Consider the following 16,560-nt stretch of genomic DNA (forward strand, 5'->3'; position numbering starts at 1 on the left):
ACGTTGAACGCCAGTGCGGTTAATCTGGGCATATGGCAGCGTCGCGCAGCAAGTCGCCTGCAATCGAACTCGAGGTCGGCGAGCGGATCGTTCGCGTATCCAACCCCGATCGCGTCTACTTCCCTGCCAGCGGCGCGACAAAGCGCGACCTGGTGGAGTACTACCTCTCCGTGGGCGACGGGATCATCCGAGCTCTACGCGACCGCCCATGCATGATGCACCGTTTTCCCGAGGGATTGAGCGGCGACAAGGTGCACCAAAAGCGCGTGCCGCACGGTGCGCCGGACTGGTTGGAGACTGTCCGCGTGCACTTTCCGCGCTACAACCGCAACGCCGACGAACTCTGCGTCACGGAACTCGCGAGCGTGATCTGGGCCGTCCAGATGTCCACCGTCGAGTTCCATCCCTGGAACTCGCGCCGCGCCGACACCGAGAAGCCCGACGAGTGGCGCATCGATCTAGACCCGGGCGACAACTGCGACTACGACACCGTCCGCCGCGTGGCACACGTCGCACACGAGGTGCTCGACCAGCTGGGTGCCATCGGCTGGCCGAAAACCTCTGGTGGGTCCGGCATTCACATCTACCTGCGCATCGCCCCCGAGTACGGCTTCACCGACGTTCGTCGAGCGGCATTGGCATTCGCACGGGAGGTGGAGCGCCGCACGCCCGATGACGTGACCACCACGTGGTGGCGCAAAGATCGCGATCCGGCAAAGGTTTTCGTCGACTACAACCAGAACGCCCGCGATCACACCATCGCGAGCGCGTACTCGGTTCGCGGCGTACCCGAAGCCACGGTATCGACCCCGATTCGCTGGGACGAAATCGACAACGTACTACCGAAAGACTTCACCATCGCCACCGTTCCCGCCCGATTCGCAGAGCTTGGCGATCTACACCAGGGCATCGACGACGCCGTGTTCGCGCTGGATCCGTTGTTGGAGTGGGCTGCTCGCGACGAGCGCGAGGGAGCCGAGGATCCTGGCGAGGTCGATGCAAGCTAGTGCAGGACTACCGGGCCCAGTACTTGCTGGGCCCGCACGCGAGCCGATTACGCAAGCTTGCGGCGGTTGCCAGTCTTTTCGAGGTCGACCAACGCGTCGACCAAACCATCGGCAACCTGACCCAGCTCCGGAACCTTCTCCGACGCCGCGACCATGCCGAAGGTGATTCGGCCGTCGTGGCCGATGGCGGTCATGTTGATCGGGCTGTTGTGCATGGGCACCGAGACCGGGATCAACGATTCCAGGCGCGCGCCGTTGAGATAGAGCGGCTTCTTGGGACCGGGAATGTTCGAGATGACCAGGCCGAACGCTGCGGGCGTCAACGCCTTCGTGCCCAACGCGAGCGCAGCGATCATCGGACCGTTCGCAACCACGGTCTGCAACCCCAACGCCTCGTCGGACAACGAACCGAGCTGCGTCTTACTTGCGGTGTTCGATCTGGTCACCGCTGCGAGCCGCTCCACCGGATCGGCGACGTTGGTGCCCAAATCGACTGTCACGAAACCGAATGCCGAACCCGGACGCTCGTCGTTGTCGTCGCGGATGCTCATCGGCACACCGCCGGTCAACGGCTTTGCCGGTACACCGCCATGGTTCGCGAGGTACGAGCGCAAAGCGGAACCGCACATGTAGAGCACCACATCGCCTAAGCCGACGCCATGATCGGCGGCCGCAGCCTTGAGCCGTTCGAGGTCGAACTGCTTGGACGCGATGCTCCGCTGATTGGAGATGCGACCGTGCCACACCGACTTCGGAGACTGGTACGGCACCGCCAACGGCTCACCGTCGATACTGCCGCGCACGAGCTGATACACCGTGCGACTCAGCTGGCCAGCGGCACGCGTGTGTGTGCCGACGGTTTTCGCCACTCGCGTCACCTGCGAACCGGTCTCTTCACGGGGAACGTACGCGCCGGGGCCGACGGTGAAGAGCGGCGCGCAATCGCGAGCCTCGGGGTCGGGTGAGAGCCAGCGCAGCAACCGACGCATCCCGGTGATGCCATCGACCACCGAGTGATGGATCTTGATGAAGGCGCCGAAGCGGTTGCCGGGCAGCCCTTCGATCAGATGCAATTCCCACAGCGGGCGCGACATGTCGAGCCGCTCTCCGTGCAATTGACCGACCAACTCGTTGAGCTCACGCTCGCCACCGTTGCGCGGGAGCCTGTGCAGGCGGACATGGTGGTCGACGTCGATGGACGACACGGTGCGCATCATCGGCAGCTTCGTCAGCCGGGCGTGGACCGGCGCGAGGTTGAACGGCACCGCAGGCGTTTGGCTACCGCGCATCTGTTCGCGCAGATCGGACACGAAGTCGGCACCGGCATCGTCCGGCAACGTGAACACCATCAGCAATGACGCATGCCAGGGCATCTCGTCTCGCTCCACCAACATGAACGCCGAATCCAACGGCGATACGACTTTCACTGCCATGCGTCCGCTCCCTCGAGGACTGGTGACCCGTTACGTCTCACACCCTAGCAATACTGCAACATATCTTGCGACATTGTTGCAGCAATTGCTTGGCCGATTTATCTCAGCAGCTCCCGCTGACGCGGGAACTTGTCACCCGCCAACAGCTGCGACACCACAGCCACGAACTGGAGATCGCCCTCGATCACGATGCGCCGCTGCAGCGCTGCCGCAACCGAATCGAGCTTCCCTGCACCGAGCAGAATGAGATCTGTGCCGTCGAGCGAAAACGTCACCCTGGGCTCCGCCGTCTCGTCTCGGGGCTTTCGCTTTTCCACGCGCGGCGGACCGTCCAGCGACAGGATCAGGTCGTAGGTCTCGACGTGGCCGCCCGCACCGACGTTCACCTTGAACCTCGCGACGGCGTCCGCGACGTCGGCCCGTCTCGGATCGATCAGCCGCGGCAGCGCCTTGAACACCGCAGCGACGACGAGCCGCCCGGCAGGAGAGGTCATGACCTTGTCGTAGGCCGAGTCCGGCACGAGCGACAACGCCCTCTCGATCGAACTCTCGGCCACTGCCCGAACGACGCGCAACGGTGATGAGCGGCCCGCTTCATCGACGTTGTGCCCCCATTCCAGCCAGCCGAGTCCGGTTCGACCGTCCGGCGTCGTGACCCTCGCCATCGCTCGGGGGAATTCGCACACCCGACCGTCGGGTGATGCAATTCGCAAGGGAGCGAACGTGATCGGCTCCCATTCGTACCGTGATCCGGTCGGGTCCAGGGTCATCTGCGTGCGACCCGGCAACCTGTTGCCGCCGATCTCGTACGCGGTGTCGGTCGCGCTGATTTCGGTCAGTGAACCGTCGTGCTGCTCGTAGCCGACAGCGGCGACTGGGAGTCCTGGCACCCGCAACTCCACCGTCTGCATGCGGGTGTCGTCGTCGAGGTGCGCCGACGCCCACGTCCAATCCATCGACCACCAGTTCCGATCGCCCCAGGAGTGATCGCGCTGCCCCGGTCCGTCGATGGTGAGCAGCTCGTCGCCGACTCGAACGGTCCCCGTCACTCGACACGGCATTTCGAAGCGGGTGGTCAGCTGATACATGTACGGCAGACCCGTTGTCTCCCAGACCAAGTCCATCTCGACCGCCACCGGATCGCCGGACTCGCCCCGCAAGGGCGCCGACGGATCGTCGTAGGATTCGCCGGTTCCGGCGAACGTGGCCCGCACCCGATGAAGCGGTTCTTCGATGACCAGGTTGGCGGTGAACTTGTCGTTGGTCACGTCGAATCCCGAAACCGGCAGCGGCGCTTCGTAATCGATGAGCGCCACCGGCGGCCGACCCTCGCCGACGATGTAGGCGGTGTACACGGTGTGACCGAGATTCGGCACCAACCCGACCCGAACATAGGCACCGACCTTGCCGCTCTCGTCGATCGCATCGAGGTAGAGGCTCTCGTTCCAGTAGCGCTCGCCGGTGGTGTCGTGGCGGCCCTCGTCCTCGGGTTTCACCTGCAGATTCTTGCTGTGCTCATCGCCGAGCAGGTCGAGCGCACCGAGGTCGATCACGTGCTGACTGTGCCGCTCGACCATGGTCAGGAACAGCTGATCGCCGCGCTCGGTCTGCGTGACCACCAGCGGCGCGCAGACGGACAACATGACGCCGTAGAACGACATCCACCGATAGCCGCGCCAGCAGTCCTCGAAAGTGAAGTCCGCCAATCCGTTTGCGACGAGCTCGTCGTGAAAGGCGCGAACGAGGCCCTGCTCGTGGGCGCGACGATCCGCGAGCGACAGATTGCCACCGATGAAGAACGCGAGGTCGCTGGTGATCGAGCCCCACTTCAGCGTGGCCCAGTCGACAATGGCCAGTTCTCGCTGTGTACCCGGCTCGCCGAAGAGCATGTTGTCGAGTCGAAAGTCGTTGTGCACGATGCTGCGTGGCTCGGTCCGATCTTCGGCCCAGGTGTCGAAACCGGCTGCGAACGTGGTGATCACGGCACGCTGCTCGGCGGTGATGCGGTCGCCGAAACGCTGGAAGTACGACGGAAGCATCATCCCGAGGAGAGTGCGGTTCACCGGCCACGGCGTGTCGAGCCAGGTCAGGTCGGGTTCCTCGACGACGGCTCCCACCAACCGCGCCAGCTCTCGCACGACGAGGCGCGCCTCCTCGACGGTGCAGCAGGCGACCTGATCGCCTGCGCGCGCCGGCGCTGCGTCCTCGATCAGCAGCGTGAAATACCCCTCGGTGGTGTCGTACTCGGCGACGAAGCAGTGCGACAGCGTCTCCTGCGGAAGTCTGTGCGCGACATCGGCATAGAAGTGGATCTCGCGTTCGTAGTTGCCGGTGACGACGCCCGTCTTGCGCACCGCGGGATCGGGGTCGGCGACCTTCAAGATCACACTGTCGCCGGCATCGATGGTGATTCGATACGTGCTGCTCGACTGCCCGGTACCCACCGGCGTCACCTCGAACGTGCGTACTGCCCGACCGAGCGCGTTGGACAGCCAGTCCGCCGTCAGGTCGTCGGCGGAGCGGATCAGTGTCGGCGTTGCCATGTCGGGAGGCCTTTCCGGCAGAATCTGGAATCGACTGATTCTTCTGATATCAGATGATTCCTGATATTCTGACGGCATGTCAACCCCGAACCCCGGCCACGGCGTCTATCGCGGTCGAACGCTGGACGACCGCGTCGAGAAGCGCCGTAGTCAGCTCGTCGACGCGGCGTTGACGCTGATCGGCGACAGTGGCACGCCCGCAGTGACGATGCGTGCGGTCACCCGAACTGCGGAGTTGAGCCCCCGCTATTTCTACGAAAGCTTCGACGGCCGCGCGGCGCTGTTGCAAGCGGTGTTCGACGCAACGATGGCCCGGTTTCAGGCCGAGGTCGACAAGGCGATTTCGGCGGCCTCGATCGACCCACTCGACCAGACGCGTGCAGCGATCGCAGCGGTCTGCGAGATGCTCGAATCCGACGCGCGAACCGCACGATTCCTACGCGAAGCGATGGCCGAGGAAGCATTGCGCGACAAGCTACCCGCGGCGTTGCCACGGTTCATCGCCACCGCCTCGATGCAGCTGACCGACGAAACATGGTACCGGCGTGCAGATCCCACCAGACTGCAACTCGATATCAGCGCGCTCGCCGGTGCGCTGACAAACCTCTTCTTGGACTGGACGGATGGGCGCTTCGACATCACACGCGGCGAGTTCGTCGACTACTGCACGGCCATGGTGACCGACGTGGTCCGTCGCAGGCAGTCGCGCGCCGCGCCGTCGGTATTCGGTCCGGTCGTGGACGGCCAGACGCGCTGCGTCCATTACCGCACCGAACTCGACATCGTCGCCATCCAGTTCGCGTGCTGCAAGAAGTTCTACCCCTGCTACCAGTGCCACGACGAATGCGAAGCGCACCCGCGCGAAGTCTGGCCGAGCAACTGGTTCGACGAGGAAGCCATTCTGTGCGGCGCATGTTCGACGCGAATCAGCATCGCCACTTACCTGAACGTCAGCACATGCCCGCATTGCGGCGCTGTATTCAACCCGGGATGCAAGCTGCACAGCGAGCTGTACTTCGACACAGGCGCGCAGTAGCTCGAAGGCGGCACCCAGTTCGCTTGTGCACCTACGACTTTGCGACGTCGACCATCTCGTCGACCGATGTGAACTTCACGCGAGGACGCCCGGATTGCTTGCCGCGCTCGCGCTCCGCCTGATCGATGGCGCGCCAGCCGAGGCGGTCGACCCGATCTGCTTGCCGCTCCCCGAGCAACGCGATCAACGCGGCGCGACCCTTGGCAGGCGCCTGCAGCGTCCGAGACTCGAAGTCCTCCAATACCTTTTCGACGGTCTCCACCGCACAGGTCTTGTTGGTCCCGATGACGCCGCGCGGGCCGCGCTTGATCCAGCCGGTCACGTACACGCCGGGCACTGGGCTGCCGTCCGCCGCGACGACGCGGCCGGTGTCGTTGGGAATGATGCCGCGGCGCTCGTCGAACGGCACGTCGGCGACAGGCTCGCCGCGATAACCGATGGAGCGCAACACAAGAGACGCCCCGAGATCCTCGGTGCGATCCGTGGGAACGGCGTTGATCGCACCATCCGACTCGACCAGCTCGTTGGCCACGATGCGAACACCCTCGACCTTGTCGTCGCCGAGCACCGCCACGGGAGAAGCCAGGTAGCGGAAGACGATTCGCTTCTTACTCCCGTCGAGCGGCTTCTGGGCGTACTCGTGCGCGAGCGCGATCTTCAATGTCAGCGACGGCTCGACCTCAGGATCGTCCACGGTCGCCCGACTCGCCGCATCCAGGTCGAGCTCGCGTTCGTCGATCACGATGTCGACGTCGTCGAGGTAGCCCAAGGCCAGGAACTCCGACGACGAGTACGCCGCCTGTGCGGGACCGCGGCGGCCGAGCAGGACCACCTCACGAATATTGCTGTCCTGCAATGCCGCAAGCGCATGATCGGCGATGTCGGTCTTCGCGAGCTGATCGTTGCTCAGCGTGAGGATCCGGGCGACATCGAGTGCCACGTTGCCGTTGCCGACGATCACCGCGCGCTCACCCGACAGGTCGAACGTGCGGTCGGCGTAGGCGGGATGGCCGTTGTACCAGGCGACGAACTCCGAGGCCGCATGGCTGCCGGGCAGATCCTCGCCAGGGACGTCAAGGCGCCGATCGGTGGAGGCGCCGACCGCGTAGATGACAGCGTGGTGGTGCTCCAGCAGCTCGTCGTGGCTGATGTGCTTTCCGACCTCGACGTTGAGGTGGTACTGGAAGGTGTCGCGCTTGAAGGCCGACTCGAACATGCTCGACACGCCCTTGGTGCCAGGGTGGTCGGGCGCGACTCCCGCACGCACCAGGCCGTGCGGGGTCGGCAGCTTCTCCAGCATCTCGACCTCGACGTCGGCGCGGGAAAGAAGCTCCTCGGCGGCATAGCACGCGGCGGGACCGGCTCCGACTATCGCGACGCGCAGCGTGCCGAGTTCCTTCGGCGGGCGGACGTGCTGCACGAGTGGGCTGGTGTCGGCTTCGAGGGGGTGCCGCTCGAAGTAAGCAGCGTTGACATCCTTGAACCGGGCTAACGATGCAGACAGCTCGTCCTCGGAGAAGATCGCGTCCACGGGGCAGGCATCGACGCATGCGCCGCAATCGATACAGGTGTCAGGATCGATGTAGAGCATCTCCGTCGATGCGAATTCCCGCTGCTCCGGCGTCGGGCGAATGCAATCGACCGGGCATTCCGCGATGCAACTCGCATCGTTGCAGCAACGCTGGGTGATGACGTATGCCATTGGTGTCCTCGCAGCAAATCAGGTAGACGACTGTCCCGACCTTCTCGTTGGATCGACCATAGTTCAGTGTGCCGCAGTGTGATCAAGCGCATACCGTGTTCCCCATGACCTCGCGCACGCTCGTTTTGATGCGACACGGAAAGTCCGGCTACCCCGACGGCGTCGGCGATCACGAACGGCCGCTCGCACGGCGCGGACAACGCGAGGCGGCGCTGGCAGGCGACTGGTTACGCGAGACGCAACCGTGCGTCGACTCGGTGCTGTGCTCGACTTCGACACGCACGCGCGAGACGCTGGAACGCACGGGCATCGCCGCGCCCACCACGTACGACGCCGCGATCTACGGCGCGACGCCCGATCAGGTGATCGAGGCGATTCAACTGGTCGACGACGCGGCGGCAACCCTGCTGGTCGTCGGCCACGCACCCGGGATGCCCACTACCGCATGGGAATTGGCGTCGAATCGCGAATCGTCGGTGGCGGACGAACTGAGCTCGCAGTTTCCGACGTCCACGCTGGCCGTGCTCACCTTCGACGGGTCATGGGCGGAGCTGAACACGGGATCGGCGGAACTGGTGGCGTTCCACATACCTAGATAGAGAACGCCCTACTTCAGAAATTTGCCACCGAATACGACGCCTGCGCCGGCGAGGATGAGGAGCAGGATTGCCCAGACGGGACCCGCCAGCCACCAGACCAGCGCAAATATGACCACGGCAGGCGCGAGGGCCACCGCTGCGATCACAGGGTTCTCGCGCACCGTCTCCAACGCCGACTGGGCCCGAACTCGATCGATCTTCTTACCTGCCATGGCAATCTCCGATTCATCCGGTTTGTGACTCCAGCGTACTAGCGCGGCGGGCTGCGCGGTTGCCGCGACGCGGCGGATGGTCATGGGCTGGTAATCTCGCCGCTCGCCAGCAATGACGTTCCGTGGGGGGATTCATCGTGTTCACAATCAGGTTCGATTCAGGAGCCATCGCATGACCGACGACAGAAATCAGTGGGGCAGACCGCAGGACGACGACCCCGACAAGACTGTCAAGGGCGTCTATCCCCCGGTCAACACACCGCAGCCTGCTCAGCCACAGCCTGTTCAGCCGCAGCCTGCACCTCCGCAGCAGTACGGACCACCACCTCAGTACGGTCCGCCACCGCATCAGTACGGCGCTCCGCAGCAGCAATTCGGGCAGCAGCAATACGGTCCGCCACCTCAGCAATTCGGCCAGCAACAGCCATTCGGCTATCCAGGACCGAATCAGCAGTCACCGACCCCGCCAAAGTCACGCAAACCGCTCTACATCGGGTTGGCGGCGGCCGCGGTCGTGGTGCTGGCGATCATCGTCGGGGTCTCGGTGCTCGGCGGTGGCGGCTCGTCGTCGAAGCCGGAGGACGTGGTGAGCGCCTACCTGGACGCTTTGACGAAGGGTGACGCCAAGAAGGCGCTCGCTCAGGGCACGGCGCCCGCGACAGACACTTTCGCCACCGACGACATCCTGAAGAAACAGCAGAGCCTCGCCAAGATCAGCGACGTCAAGATCGTGGACTCGCAGATCCTCGCAGGCACGGCGCGCGTTCACACCACCTACCAGTTCGGTAAGCAGAAGGCCGACGTCACCTACGAGCTCAAGAAATCCGGCGACGACTGGCAGATGAACGACACCACCATCGCCGTCGACACCAACAACCTGAGTCGGATTCCGAAGCCGACACTCTTCGGCAAATCGTTGGAGGGGACGTCCAAGGCCTACGTGTTCCCCGGCCCGCTGCAGTGGGGCTCGGAGAATCCGAACTTCGACGTCAAGGACACCAAGAGCGATTCCTTCTCCACCGGAACCGGCTACGAGGCGGCGGGCAGCAGCTACCCATCGCTCGACGTCGGCCTCAACGACACCGGCAAGAAGGCCGCGACCAAGGCCGTGACCACTCTGTTGAACGACTGCGCGAAGTCCACCAGCTTCAAACCCGACAACTGCCCGCAGAACGCGTACGCGTTCCGCGGGGTGGACGGCACTGCGAAGTGGACCGCACCGACCGACCTCAGTCCGCTGACGTTCCAGTACTTCGGCTCCGAGGGTGAAAAGGTCAACGTCTCGGGCAGCCTGAGTTGGTCGGTCACCTACCAGGAGAAGGATTTCAACGGCGTCGTTGCAGGCAAGACCGATCCTGATGTCTCGGCAGGTCTCTTCGGTGACATCGACATGTCGAAAGATCCTGCGGTACTGACACTTTCACATTGATCGACCGCTTACCGTAACGCCTGGGTACCGATGACTCGCAGGAGCTCCAGCTTCTCGCGAGCATCGGTGCCCGGCAGCGGAAAGTACACCAGCAGATTCTGCTCCTGCTTTTGCGTCACCAACACCTCACAGTTCACCGCAACCATTCCTACTTCGGGATGGACGAACCGTTTCTCGGTGCTCGACTCGACCTCGACGATGTGCTCTCGCCACAGCGCCTCGAACTCGGGGCTGTTCGCACGCAACGCCGTCACCAATCGCGTCACCTCGGGATCGTACGATCGCCGAGCCGCCGCGGCCCGCAGATCCGCAATTTGCTTACGGCTCATCCTGTCTCGATCCTCCGACGGAAACTTCAGGTCGGAATCGACACCGGTGAACCATCGCCACGCGATGTAGCGATCGAGTCCGCGCAGTACCGACGTATCGCCGAAGAGGACGACGTGCATCGCGTTCTGCACCAGCGTCTCCCCCAGGTCGGACATGACGCAGGCGGGCGTGTCGTCGAGCTTGGTCAACAGATGCAACAAGCCTGGGCCGACGTGCTTGTCCCCGCCTGAGCGCGGTGGCGGGGTGTGACCGGCGAGAAAGTACAGATGGTCGCGCTCGTTGTCGGTGAGACGCAACGCACGCGCCAACGATGCCACGATCTGGGTGGACGGATGCGGGCCGCGCCCCTGTTCGAGACGCGTGAAGTAATCCGTCGACATCCCCGCGAGCAACGCAACCTCGTCCCGGCGCAATCCTGGGGTGCGACGCCGCACGCCGGGTGGCAGACCGACGTCCGCGGGCACCAGGCTCGCTCGTCGACCCCGGAGGAATTCCGCCAGCTCTGCTCTGTCCACCAGTCCACTGTGCCCTCGTGGACCCGTTGCAGCCAGGGATCGCCGATCCCCCGATGATCGCTCTCTGCCGCGGGTATCTCGGGGGGCGCAGAGTGGAGCCATGACAAACACACCGCAGGTTCCCACCGTCGCGCTCGGCACGTCGAATCTCACTGTCTCCCGCATCGGACTCGGCGGCATGGGCATGTCCGGCGTCTACGGCGATTCCGACGAGAAGGACTCCATCGCCACCATCCATGCCGCGCTCGACGCAGGCATCAACATGATCGACACCGGCGACTTCTACGCATTCGGCCACAACGAGATGCTGATCGGACGGGCGTTGCGGGAGGTCGATCGAGACAAGGTCCTGCTCAGCGTCAAGTTCGGCGGTATGCGCACGCCGGACGGAGCGTGGACCGGCTTCGACACCCGTCCCGCCGCCGTCAAGAACTTCGTCGCCTACAGCCTGCAGCGGCTCGGCGTCGACTACATCGACATCTATCGACCCGCCCGACTCGATCCGAACGTGCCGATCGAGGACACCATCGGTGCCATCGCCGAGCTGGTCGAAGGCGGCTACGTGCGGCAGGTCGGTCTTTCCGAGATCGGCAGCGAGACGCTGCGTCGAGCCAACGCGGTCCACCCCATCACCGATCTGCAGATCGAGTACTCGCTGATCTCTCGCGGCATCGAGGCCGATATCCTGCCCACCGCGCGCGAGCTCGGCGTCGGCATCACGGCATACGGTGTGCTCTCCCGCGGGTTGCTCAGCGACTCCGTGCGCGGCCGCAGGGAGTTCGCGCGCAACGATTTCCGCGCTCACAGCCCCCGGTTCCAAGGCGAGAACCTGGACCGCAACCTCACCTTGGTCGACGCGTTGGCGCAGATCGCGGAGAATCGCGGCGTCAGCGTCGCACAGCTCGCGATCGCGTGGGTGCTCGCGCAGGGCGACGACATCGTGCCCGTCATCGGCGCGCGCACTGTCGAGCGACTGACCGAAGCGGTCGGCGCCATCGGCGTGAAACTCACGGCAGAGGAATTGGCAACTGTGGAACGGGCCGTGCCCAGCGACGCAGTTGCCGGCACTCGGTACGCCGCCGCTCAGATGGCGATGCTGGACAGCGAACGCTGAATCGTCATGAACCGGGCAAACCGGTAGGGTTCGCGGCGCACATACACGGCGTAAGAGAGCGTTGCGGTACCCACGATGAACAGAACGGTCGCCATCTCCGGGCGGGTCTCCGCAGGTCCCAGTAGCGAACACCGGCACGATCTCGACGGCTTGCGTGGGCTCGCGATCGGTTTGGTCGTTCTGTTCCATGTCTGGGCGGACCGCGTCTCGGGTGGCGTCGACATCTTCTTGACGCTGTCGGGGTTCTTCTTCACCGGCACGCTGCTGCGTCGATCGACGACGTCAGGTCCGCCGATCATGGCCGTGCTGCGCCGCACCGCCCGACGGCTGCTGCCACCGCTGGTGGCGGTACTCGCAACCGTCGTCGCCGTCACCGTCGCCTATCTGCCGTACACGCGGTGGGAGGCGACGGGGCGCGAGGTGATCGCGTCGCTGCTCTACTTCCAGAACTGGGCATTGGCCGCCAGTCCGGCGAACTATCGCACCGCCGACCCGGCGGTCAGTCCCATGCAACATCTGTGGTCGATGTCGGTGCAGGTGCAGTTCTACCTGTTCAGCCTGCTTGCGATCGCCGGAATCGCTTGGCTGTGTCGCCACTTCGACCTGCCGCTGCGGCGGGTAGTGACGGCCGGGGTACTGCTGTTGGGGCTCGCATCGTTCTGGTACGCAACCGATCTCGGCGGCCGAGCCCAATCGTTGGCCTACTACGACACGTTCGCCCGATCCTGGGAACTCTTCGCGGGCGCGCTGCTCGCCGTCGTGGCCTACCGCATCACCTTGTCCGCACCGGTACGCAACGCGGTATCGGTTGTCGCCTTGATGGTGGTGCTGGGCTGCGGCGTGTTCATCGACGGCGTCGATCACTACCCCGGCCCGCTCGCCCTGGTGCCGGTCGGGGCGGCGTTCGCACTGATCGCCCTCGGATCCGACACCTCGGCGGGTCGACTGCTCGCCACCCGCCCCTTCACCGAACTCGGTCGCCTCGCGTACTCGCTGTACTTGTGGCATTGGCCGGTGCTGATCGGCTACCTGCTGCTACGCGATCGACCGTCCGTCGGTGTGCTCGGCGGCGTGTTCGTCATCGGAGTGTCGTTGGCTCTCGCGTGGCTCACCAATCGACTCATCGAAGAGCCGCTCCGAACGGGTACAGGCCGAATTCGGGGTATCGCAATCGGCGTCGTCGGCCTGCTGGTGCTGGCCTCGGCCTGCGTTTGGCAAGTTCGCCTCGCCACCGACCCAGCCCTGTCAGGTCGGGTGCCGATTCTCGATCCGGTCCAATATCCCGGTGCCGCAGCACTTTACGCGGCCGCCCCGGTGCCCGATATGCCGATGCGACCGACCGTCCTCGAGGCCCCGAACGAGCTGCCCGTCAGTACGCCGGACGGCTGCTTCGCCGATCTACCGGAAAGTCGCGTCATCAGCTGCACCTACGGCAGACCGAACGCGGACCGCACCATTGCCTTGGTCGGCGGATCGCACTCCGAATTCTGGCTGACCGCACTCGACGCGATCGGCAAACAGCGCGGCATCCGTATCGACACCTATCTCAAGGCTGCGTGCCCGCTGACGTCCGATCCGGAGCCAGTCTTCGGCGATCAGCCCTACCTTGCCTGCCGCGAATGGTCCGACGACGTCATGAACCGGCTTACGCAAACCCGGCCTGATCAGATCTTCACCACGTCCACACGACCGCGCGACGATCGGCCAGGCGACTTCACACCCGACAACTACGCCGATGTCTGGCAGCAACTCAGCGATCGCGGGCTGTCCGTCCTGGCAATTCGCGACACCCCGTGGCTTCCGGAATCCGCCCCCGACTGTCTGGCCAATGGTGGCGACGGCGAGCGGTGCGGCGTGCCGCGGTCACAGGCCCTCGACGCCGTGAACCCGGCATTGGAGCGCATCGACACGATGTCCGGGGTCAGCTCGCTCGACCTCACCGACGACGTGTGCGGCGAACTGACATGTGCTGCCGTCGTCGGCAATGTCCTCGTCTACCACGACATGCATCACCTGACCGTCACGTACGTCCGGACACTCACCGCACCACTGGATCGTCAGATCGGTGCCGCAACCGGCTGGTGGTAGCTCGCCAACAGCGCCCGATCGGCGTCGAAGAGCGCAGTTCGGTCGTAGGTGGATGTCGATGCCAGCACCTCGTCGGCGCCGGTGCGTTCCACGATCCGATCGAGCTCGGTACGAACATCGGTCGCGGTGCCGTGGATCGACGACGCGAGCGATCGTTCGATGCGTTCGCGCACCCGCGGTGTCCACGTCGACTCGTCGATATCGTCGGTGGACTCCAGCTGCGGAAACTCGCCGTCACGGCGCGAGCGCGCCATCGCCCATGCTTCCGGCAGCGCGAGCCTGCGCGCTTCGATACGCGAATCGGCAATGAGGATGTCCAGCGAAATAACTACGTAGGGAACAGGGTTGGCCACCGTCGGCCGGAAGGTTCGCCGATAGTGATCCAGCTCGACGGTGTCGGCCCGGTGCAGGATCGGCCCACCTACCACCACTGGAAGGCCGGCCGCCGCTGCGACGTCCAGTCCTGCGCCGGTAGCGAGGACGAACGTCGGCGGACGTGGACGCACCCGCGGCCGCGCGGTCACCGCACCGGCGCCGTCGAGGTAACTGTGCAACTCGGCGATGTCGTCGGCAAAGGTGTCCGGCTCGTCCTTGCTGCGTCGCAGGGCTTCTCGCACCGGCTCGGTGAATCCGAGCGAGCGACCGAGGCCCAGGTCGATACGACCCGGATACAGCGCCTCCAACATCAGGAACTGTTCTGCGACGACCAGCGGCTGATGGTTCGGCACCATCACCCCGCCCGAGCCGACTCGGATGCGCGACGTGTGCGCGCCGATAGCGGCGATGAGCACAGGCGGCGATCCACTCGCGATCCCGGGAACACCGTGATGCTCGGCAACCCAGAAGCGGTGATAGCCCAGTTGCTCGGCGTGGACCGCGCGTTCGATCGTCGCGGTCAGCGCAGCGCTGTCCGGGGTTCCGGCCCTTGTGCGTGAACGATCGAGAATGGACAACAACACCTCTGGCGCAACCACCCGGGCGTCGCGCATATTTCTTACGACCGACTTTCCAATTGAGGACCGAATCTGTCCGCAATTGCAGGCAAGGTAGTGATCACCAACCAAGCACAAGGAAGTAGGACAGACCATGGACATCAAGATCGAGCTCGTCATCCTCCCGGTTTCCGACGTCGACCGCGCCAAGGATTTCTACACCAGCATCGGCTTCAACGCCGATCACGATCAGAGCCCCACCGACGACATCCGTTTCGTTCAGCTGACGCCGCCCGGATCCGCGTGCTCCATCGCGATCGGCACGGGCCTGACCACCGCAACGCCGGGGAGCGTCCAAGGAATGCAGGTGGTGGTTGCCAGCGCCGAGGAGGCGCGTGACCATCTGATCGCTGCCGGCCTGGACATCGAGCCCGTCGTCGACATGGGCTGGGGCAAGTTCGTGTTCTTCGCCGATCCGGACGGCAACAAGTGGTCCGTTCAGGAACTGCCGGACTACGCGCAGTACAAGAATCAGTAGATGACGTCCACCAGGCAGCTGGCCCCGCCCCCACCGACGATCGATCAGTTGGAGGCGTTGCGGGGCCCGCTGACCGGGTACTGCTATCGGATGCTCGGCAGCGCGGCCGACACCGACGATGCGGTGCAGGAGACCATGATCCGGGCCCACCGCGCACTCGACAGCTACGACGCGGAGTTGAGTCGGTTGTCCACGTGGGTCCACCGGATCGCCACCAACATTTGCTTGGACATGCTGCGCGGCGCTCAGCGGAGGGCGACGGCGATCGATTTCGGACCTGCCCGAACCGGGCCCGGCGAACTGGGAAGTCCACTGTCACAAGGGCTTTTCGTCGAGCCAATGCCCGACGCCCGAACGATCGCGGCGACCGATCCAGCGGCGATCGCCGAGCAACGCGACAGCGTCCGCATTGCGTTCATCGCGGCACTCCAGCTACTCGCACCTCGCCAGCGTGCGGTCTTGATCTTGCGCGAAGTGCTGGCGTTCAGCGCCGAAGAGGCCGCCGACGTGCTCGAGACGTCCGTTCCGGCGATCAACAGCGCGCTGCAGCGTGCACGGACTCGGCTCGCGGCGAATCGCCTGCAGCCCAACGACGTGTTCGAGTCCGACGACCCCGAGCAGCGGAAGCTACTCGAGCAGTACGTCGTCGCATTCGAGGCGCACGACGTCGTCGCTCTCGAGCGGCTGCTCCGCGAAGACCCGCGCTCCTCGATGCCGCCGTTCGCGTGGTGGATCGACGGTCGGGACGCGATCCTGGCCGTCACTGCAGCATCGAGCGCCTGCGAAGGAGATCGCTTGATTCCGGTGCCTATCAACGGTTCTCCAGGATTCGGGCAGTACCGACTCGGCCGCCCGTTCGCCTTTGTGCTGGCGGAGCTCCGTGACGGCAAGATCGCGCATCTGACAACATTCCTCGGCACCGCCGATCGCTTCGGCGAATTCGGGCTTCCCGACCAACTCGAAAGACATCTCACGAAGCTAAATGTCAAGCCGCGAGCTCGGAAGGAGGTGGAAACGCCTGATGTTCGTCGTAGAGCCGGCCGGTTTGCAGGCAGTGGTGCAGCTGGCCGAGGAACTTGTTG

At 64.6% G+C, this 16,560-nt stretch carries 13 protein-coding genes and 1 pseudogene; 8 read left to right on the top strand and 6 right to left on the bottom strand.

Features of this window, described 5'->3' with window-relative positions:
• The first annotated feature begins 32 nt into the window (after positions 1-32).
• Positions 33-1,007 (top strand): non-homologous end-joining DNA ligase, encoded by a 975-nt coding sequence (ligD, locus tag FOY51_RS20410; protein WP_149432088.1) that lies wholly within the window; start codon positions 33-35, stop codon positions 1,005-1,007.
• A gap of 47 nt (positions 1,008-1,054) precedes the next feature.
• Here the strand turns inward: ligD and FOY51_RS20415 are convergent, their stop codons facing one another.
• Both FOY51_RS20415 and FOY51_RS20420 read right to left on the bottom strand, forming a co-directional pair.
• Positions 1,055-2,440: a wax ester/triacylglycerol synthase family O-acyltransferase gene (locus FOY51_RS20415; protein ID WP_149432089.1), complete on the bottom strand. Its 1,386-nt coding sequence runs from the start codon at positions 2,438-2,440 to the stop codon at positions 1,055-1,057.
• Positions 2,441-2,538: 98 nt separating this feature from the next.
• Positions 2,539-4,983, bottom strand: coding sequence for a DUF7064 domain-containing protein (locus tag FOY51_RS20420; protein ID WP_187776400.1), 2,445 nt, complete (start codon positions 4,981-4,983; stop codon positions 2,539-2,541).
• A 76-nt stretch (positions 4,984-5,059) separates the two neighbouring features.
• Here FOY51_RS20420 and FOY51_RS20425 point away from each other — a divergent pair, with 76 nt between their 5' ends.
• Complete coding sequence (locus FOY51_RS20425) at positions 5,060-6,019, top strand: CHY zinc finger protein (RefSeq protein WP_149432091.1); 960 nt, start codon at positions 5,060-5,062, stop codon at positions 6,017-6,019.
• A 31-nt stretch (positions 6,020-6,050) separates the two neighbouring features.
• On the opposite strand, the gene FOY51_RS20430 is transcribed toward FOY51_RS20425, so the two are convergent.
• Positions 6,051-7,721, bottom strand: a complete 1,671-nt coding sequence (locus FOY51_RS20430; RefSeq protein ID WP_149432092.1) for an FAD-dependent oxidoreductase — start codon at positions 7,719-7,721, stop codon at positions 6,051-6,053.
• Between the two features lie 104 nt (positions 7,722-7,825).
• On the opposite strand from FOY51_RS20430, the gene FOY51_RS20435 reads away from it, so the two are divergent.
• Positions 7,826-8,320, top strand: coding sequence for a SixA phosphatase family protein (locus FOY51_RS20435; protein WP_149432093.1), 495 nt, complete (start codon positions 7,826-7,828; stop codon positions 8,318-8,320).
• An 8-nt stretch (positions 8,321-8,328) separates the two neighbouring features.
• On the opposite strand, the gene FOY51_RS20440 is transcribed toward FOY51_RS20435, so the two are convergent.
• Positions 8,329-8,532 (bottom strand): hypothetical protein, encoded by a 204-nt coding sequence (locus FOY51_RS20440; RefSeq protein ID WP_149432094.1) that lies wholly within the window; start codon positions 8,530-8,532, stop codon positions 8,329-8,331.
• Positions 8,533-8,704: 172 nt separating this feature from the next.
• On the opposite strand from FOY51_RS20440, the gene FOY51_RS20445 reads away from it, so the two are divergent.
• Positions 8,705-9,961: a nuclear transport factor 2 family protein gene (locus FOY51_RS20445; protein ID WP_149432095.1), complete on the top strand. Its 1,257-nt coding sequence runs from the start codon at positions 8,705-8,707 to the stop codon at positions 9,959-9,961.
• 8 nt (positions 9,962-9,969) lie between these two features.
• Here the strand turns inward: FOY51_RS20445 and FOY51_RS20450 are convergent, their stop codons facing one another.
• Positions 9,970-10,806 carry a helix-turn-helix transcriptional regulator gene (locus FOY51_RS20450; protein WP_149432096.1) on the bottom strand — a complete coding sequence of 279 codons (837 nt, stop codon included), beginning with the start codon at positions 10,804-10,806 and terminating at the stop codon, positions 9,970-9,972.
• A gap of 100 nt (positions 10,807-10,906) precedes the next feature.
• Here FOY51_RS20450 and FOY51_RS20455 point away from each other — a divergent pair, with 100 nt between their 5' ends.
• Both FOY51_RS20455 and FOY51_RS20460 read left to right on the top strand, forming a co-directional pair.
• The gene (locus FOY51_RS20455) at positions 10,907-11,920 is read left to right on the top strand and encodes an aldo/keto reductase (protein ID WP_149432097.1); all 1,014 of its coding nucleotides are present in this window, start codon (positions 10,907-10,909) and stop codon (positions 11,918-11,920) included.
• 75 nt (positions 11,921-11,995) lie between these two features.
• Positions 11,996-14,008, top strand: coding sequence for an acyltransferase family protein (locus FOY51_RS20460; RefSeq protein WP_149432098.1), 2,013 nt, complete (start codon positions 11,996-11,998; stop codon positions 14,006-14,008).
• On the opposite strand, the gene FOY51_RS20465 is transcribed toward FOY51_RS20460, so the two are convergent.
• Positions 13,978-14,967: an MsnO8 family LLM class oxidoreductase gene (locus FOY51_RS20465; protein WP_187776405.1), complete on the bottom strand. Its 990-nt coding sequence runs from the start codon at positions 14,965-14,967 to the stop codon at positions 13,978-13,980. The two genes, FOY51_RS20460 and FOY51_RS20465, sit on opposite strands and share 31 nt — an antisense overlap.
• A gap of 127 nt (positions 14,968-15,094) precedes the next feature.
• Here FOY51_RS20465 and FOY51_RS20470 point away from each other — a divergent pair, with 127 nt between their 5' ends.
• Positions 15,095-15,478: a VOC family protein gene (locus FOY51_RS20470; protein WP_149432100.1), complete on the top strand. Its 384-nt coding sequence runs from the start codon at positions 15,095-15,097 to the stop codon at positions 15,476-15,478.
• Positions 15,479-15,568: 90 nt separating this feature from the next.
• Positions 15,569-16,381 (top strand): annotated as a pseudogene (locus tag FOY51_RS20475) (RNA polymerase subunit sigma-70); the annotation flags it as partial.
• Positions 16,382-16,560: the final 179 nt, after the last annotated feature.

The sequence above is a fragment of the Antrihabitans cavernicola genome (genome assembly GCF_008297975.1).
Classification (GTDB): Bacteria; Actinomycetota; Actinomycetes; order Mycobacteriales; family Mycobacteriaceae; genus Antrihabitans; species Antrihabitans cavernicola.

Bases quoted from the DNA above. Each gene is read 5' to 3' on its own strand.
- ligD (WP_149432088.1), top strand. From the start codon at position 33: ATGGCAGCGTCGCGCAGCAAGTCGCCTGCAATCGAACTCGAGGTCGGC.
- FOY51_RS20415 (WP_149432089.1), bottom strand. From the start codon at position 2,440: ATGGCAGTGAAAGTCGTATCGCCGTTGGATTCGGCGTTCATGTTGGTG.
- FOY51_RS20420 (WP_187776400.1), bottom strand. From the start codon at position 4,983: ATGGCAACGCCGACACTGATCCGCTCCGCCGACGACCTGACGGCGGAC.
- FOY51_RS20425 (WP_149432091.1), top strand. From the start codon at position 5,060: ATGTCAACCCCGAACCCCGGCCACGGCGTCTATCGCGGTCGAACGCTG.
- FOY51_RS20430 (WP_149432092.1), bottom strand. From the start codon at position 7,721: ATGGCATACGTCATCACCCAGCGTTGCTGCAACGATGCGAGTTGCATC.
- FOY51_RS20435 (WP_149432093.1), top strand. From the start codon at position 7,826: ATGACCTCGCGCACGCTCGTTTTGATGCGACACGGAAAGTCCGGCTAC.
- FOY51_RS20440 (WP_149432094.1), bottom strand. From the start codon at position 8,532: ATGGCAGGTAAGAAGATCGATCGAGTTCGGGCCCAGTCGGCGTTGGAG.
- FOY51_RS20445 (WP_149432095.1), top strand. From the start codon at position 8,705: ATGACCGACGACAGAAATCAGTGGGGCAGACCGCAGGACGACGACCCC.
- FOY51_RS20455 (WP_149432097.1), top strand. From the start codon at position 10,907: ATGACAAACACACCGCAGGTTCCCACCGTCGCGCTCGGCACGTCGAAT.
- FOY51_RS20460 (WP_149432098.1), top strand. From the start codon at position 11,996: ATGAACAGAACGGTCGCCATCTCCGGGCGGGTCTCCGCAGGTCCCAGT.
- FOY51_RS20470 (WP_149432100.1), top strand. From the start codon at position 15,095: ATGGACATCAAGATCGAGCTCGTCATCCTCCCGGTTTCCGACGTCGAC.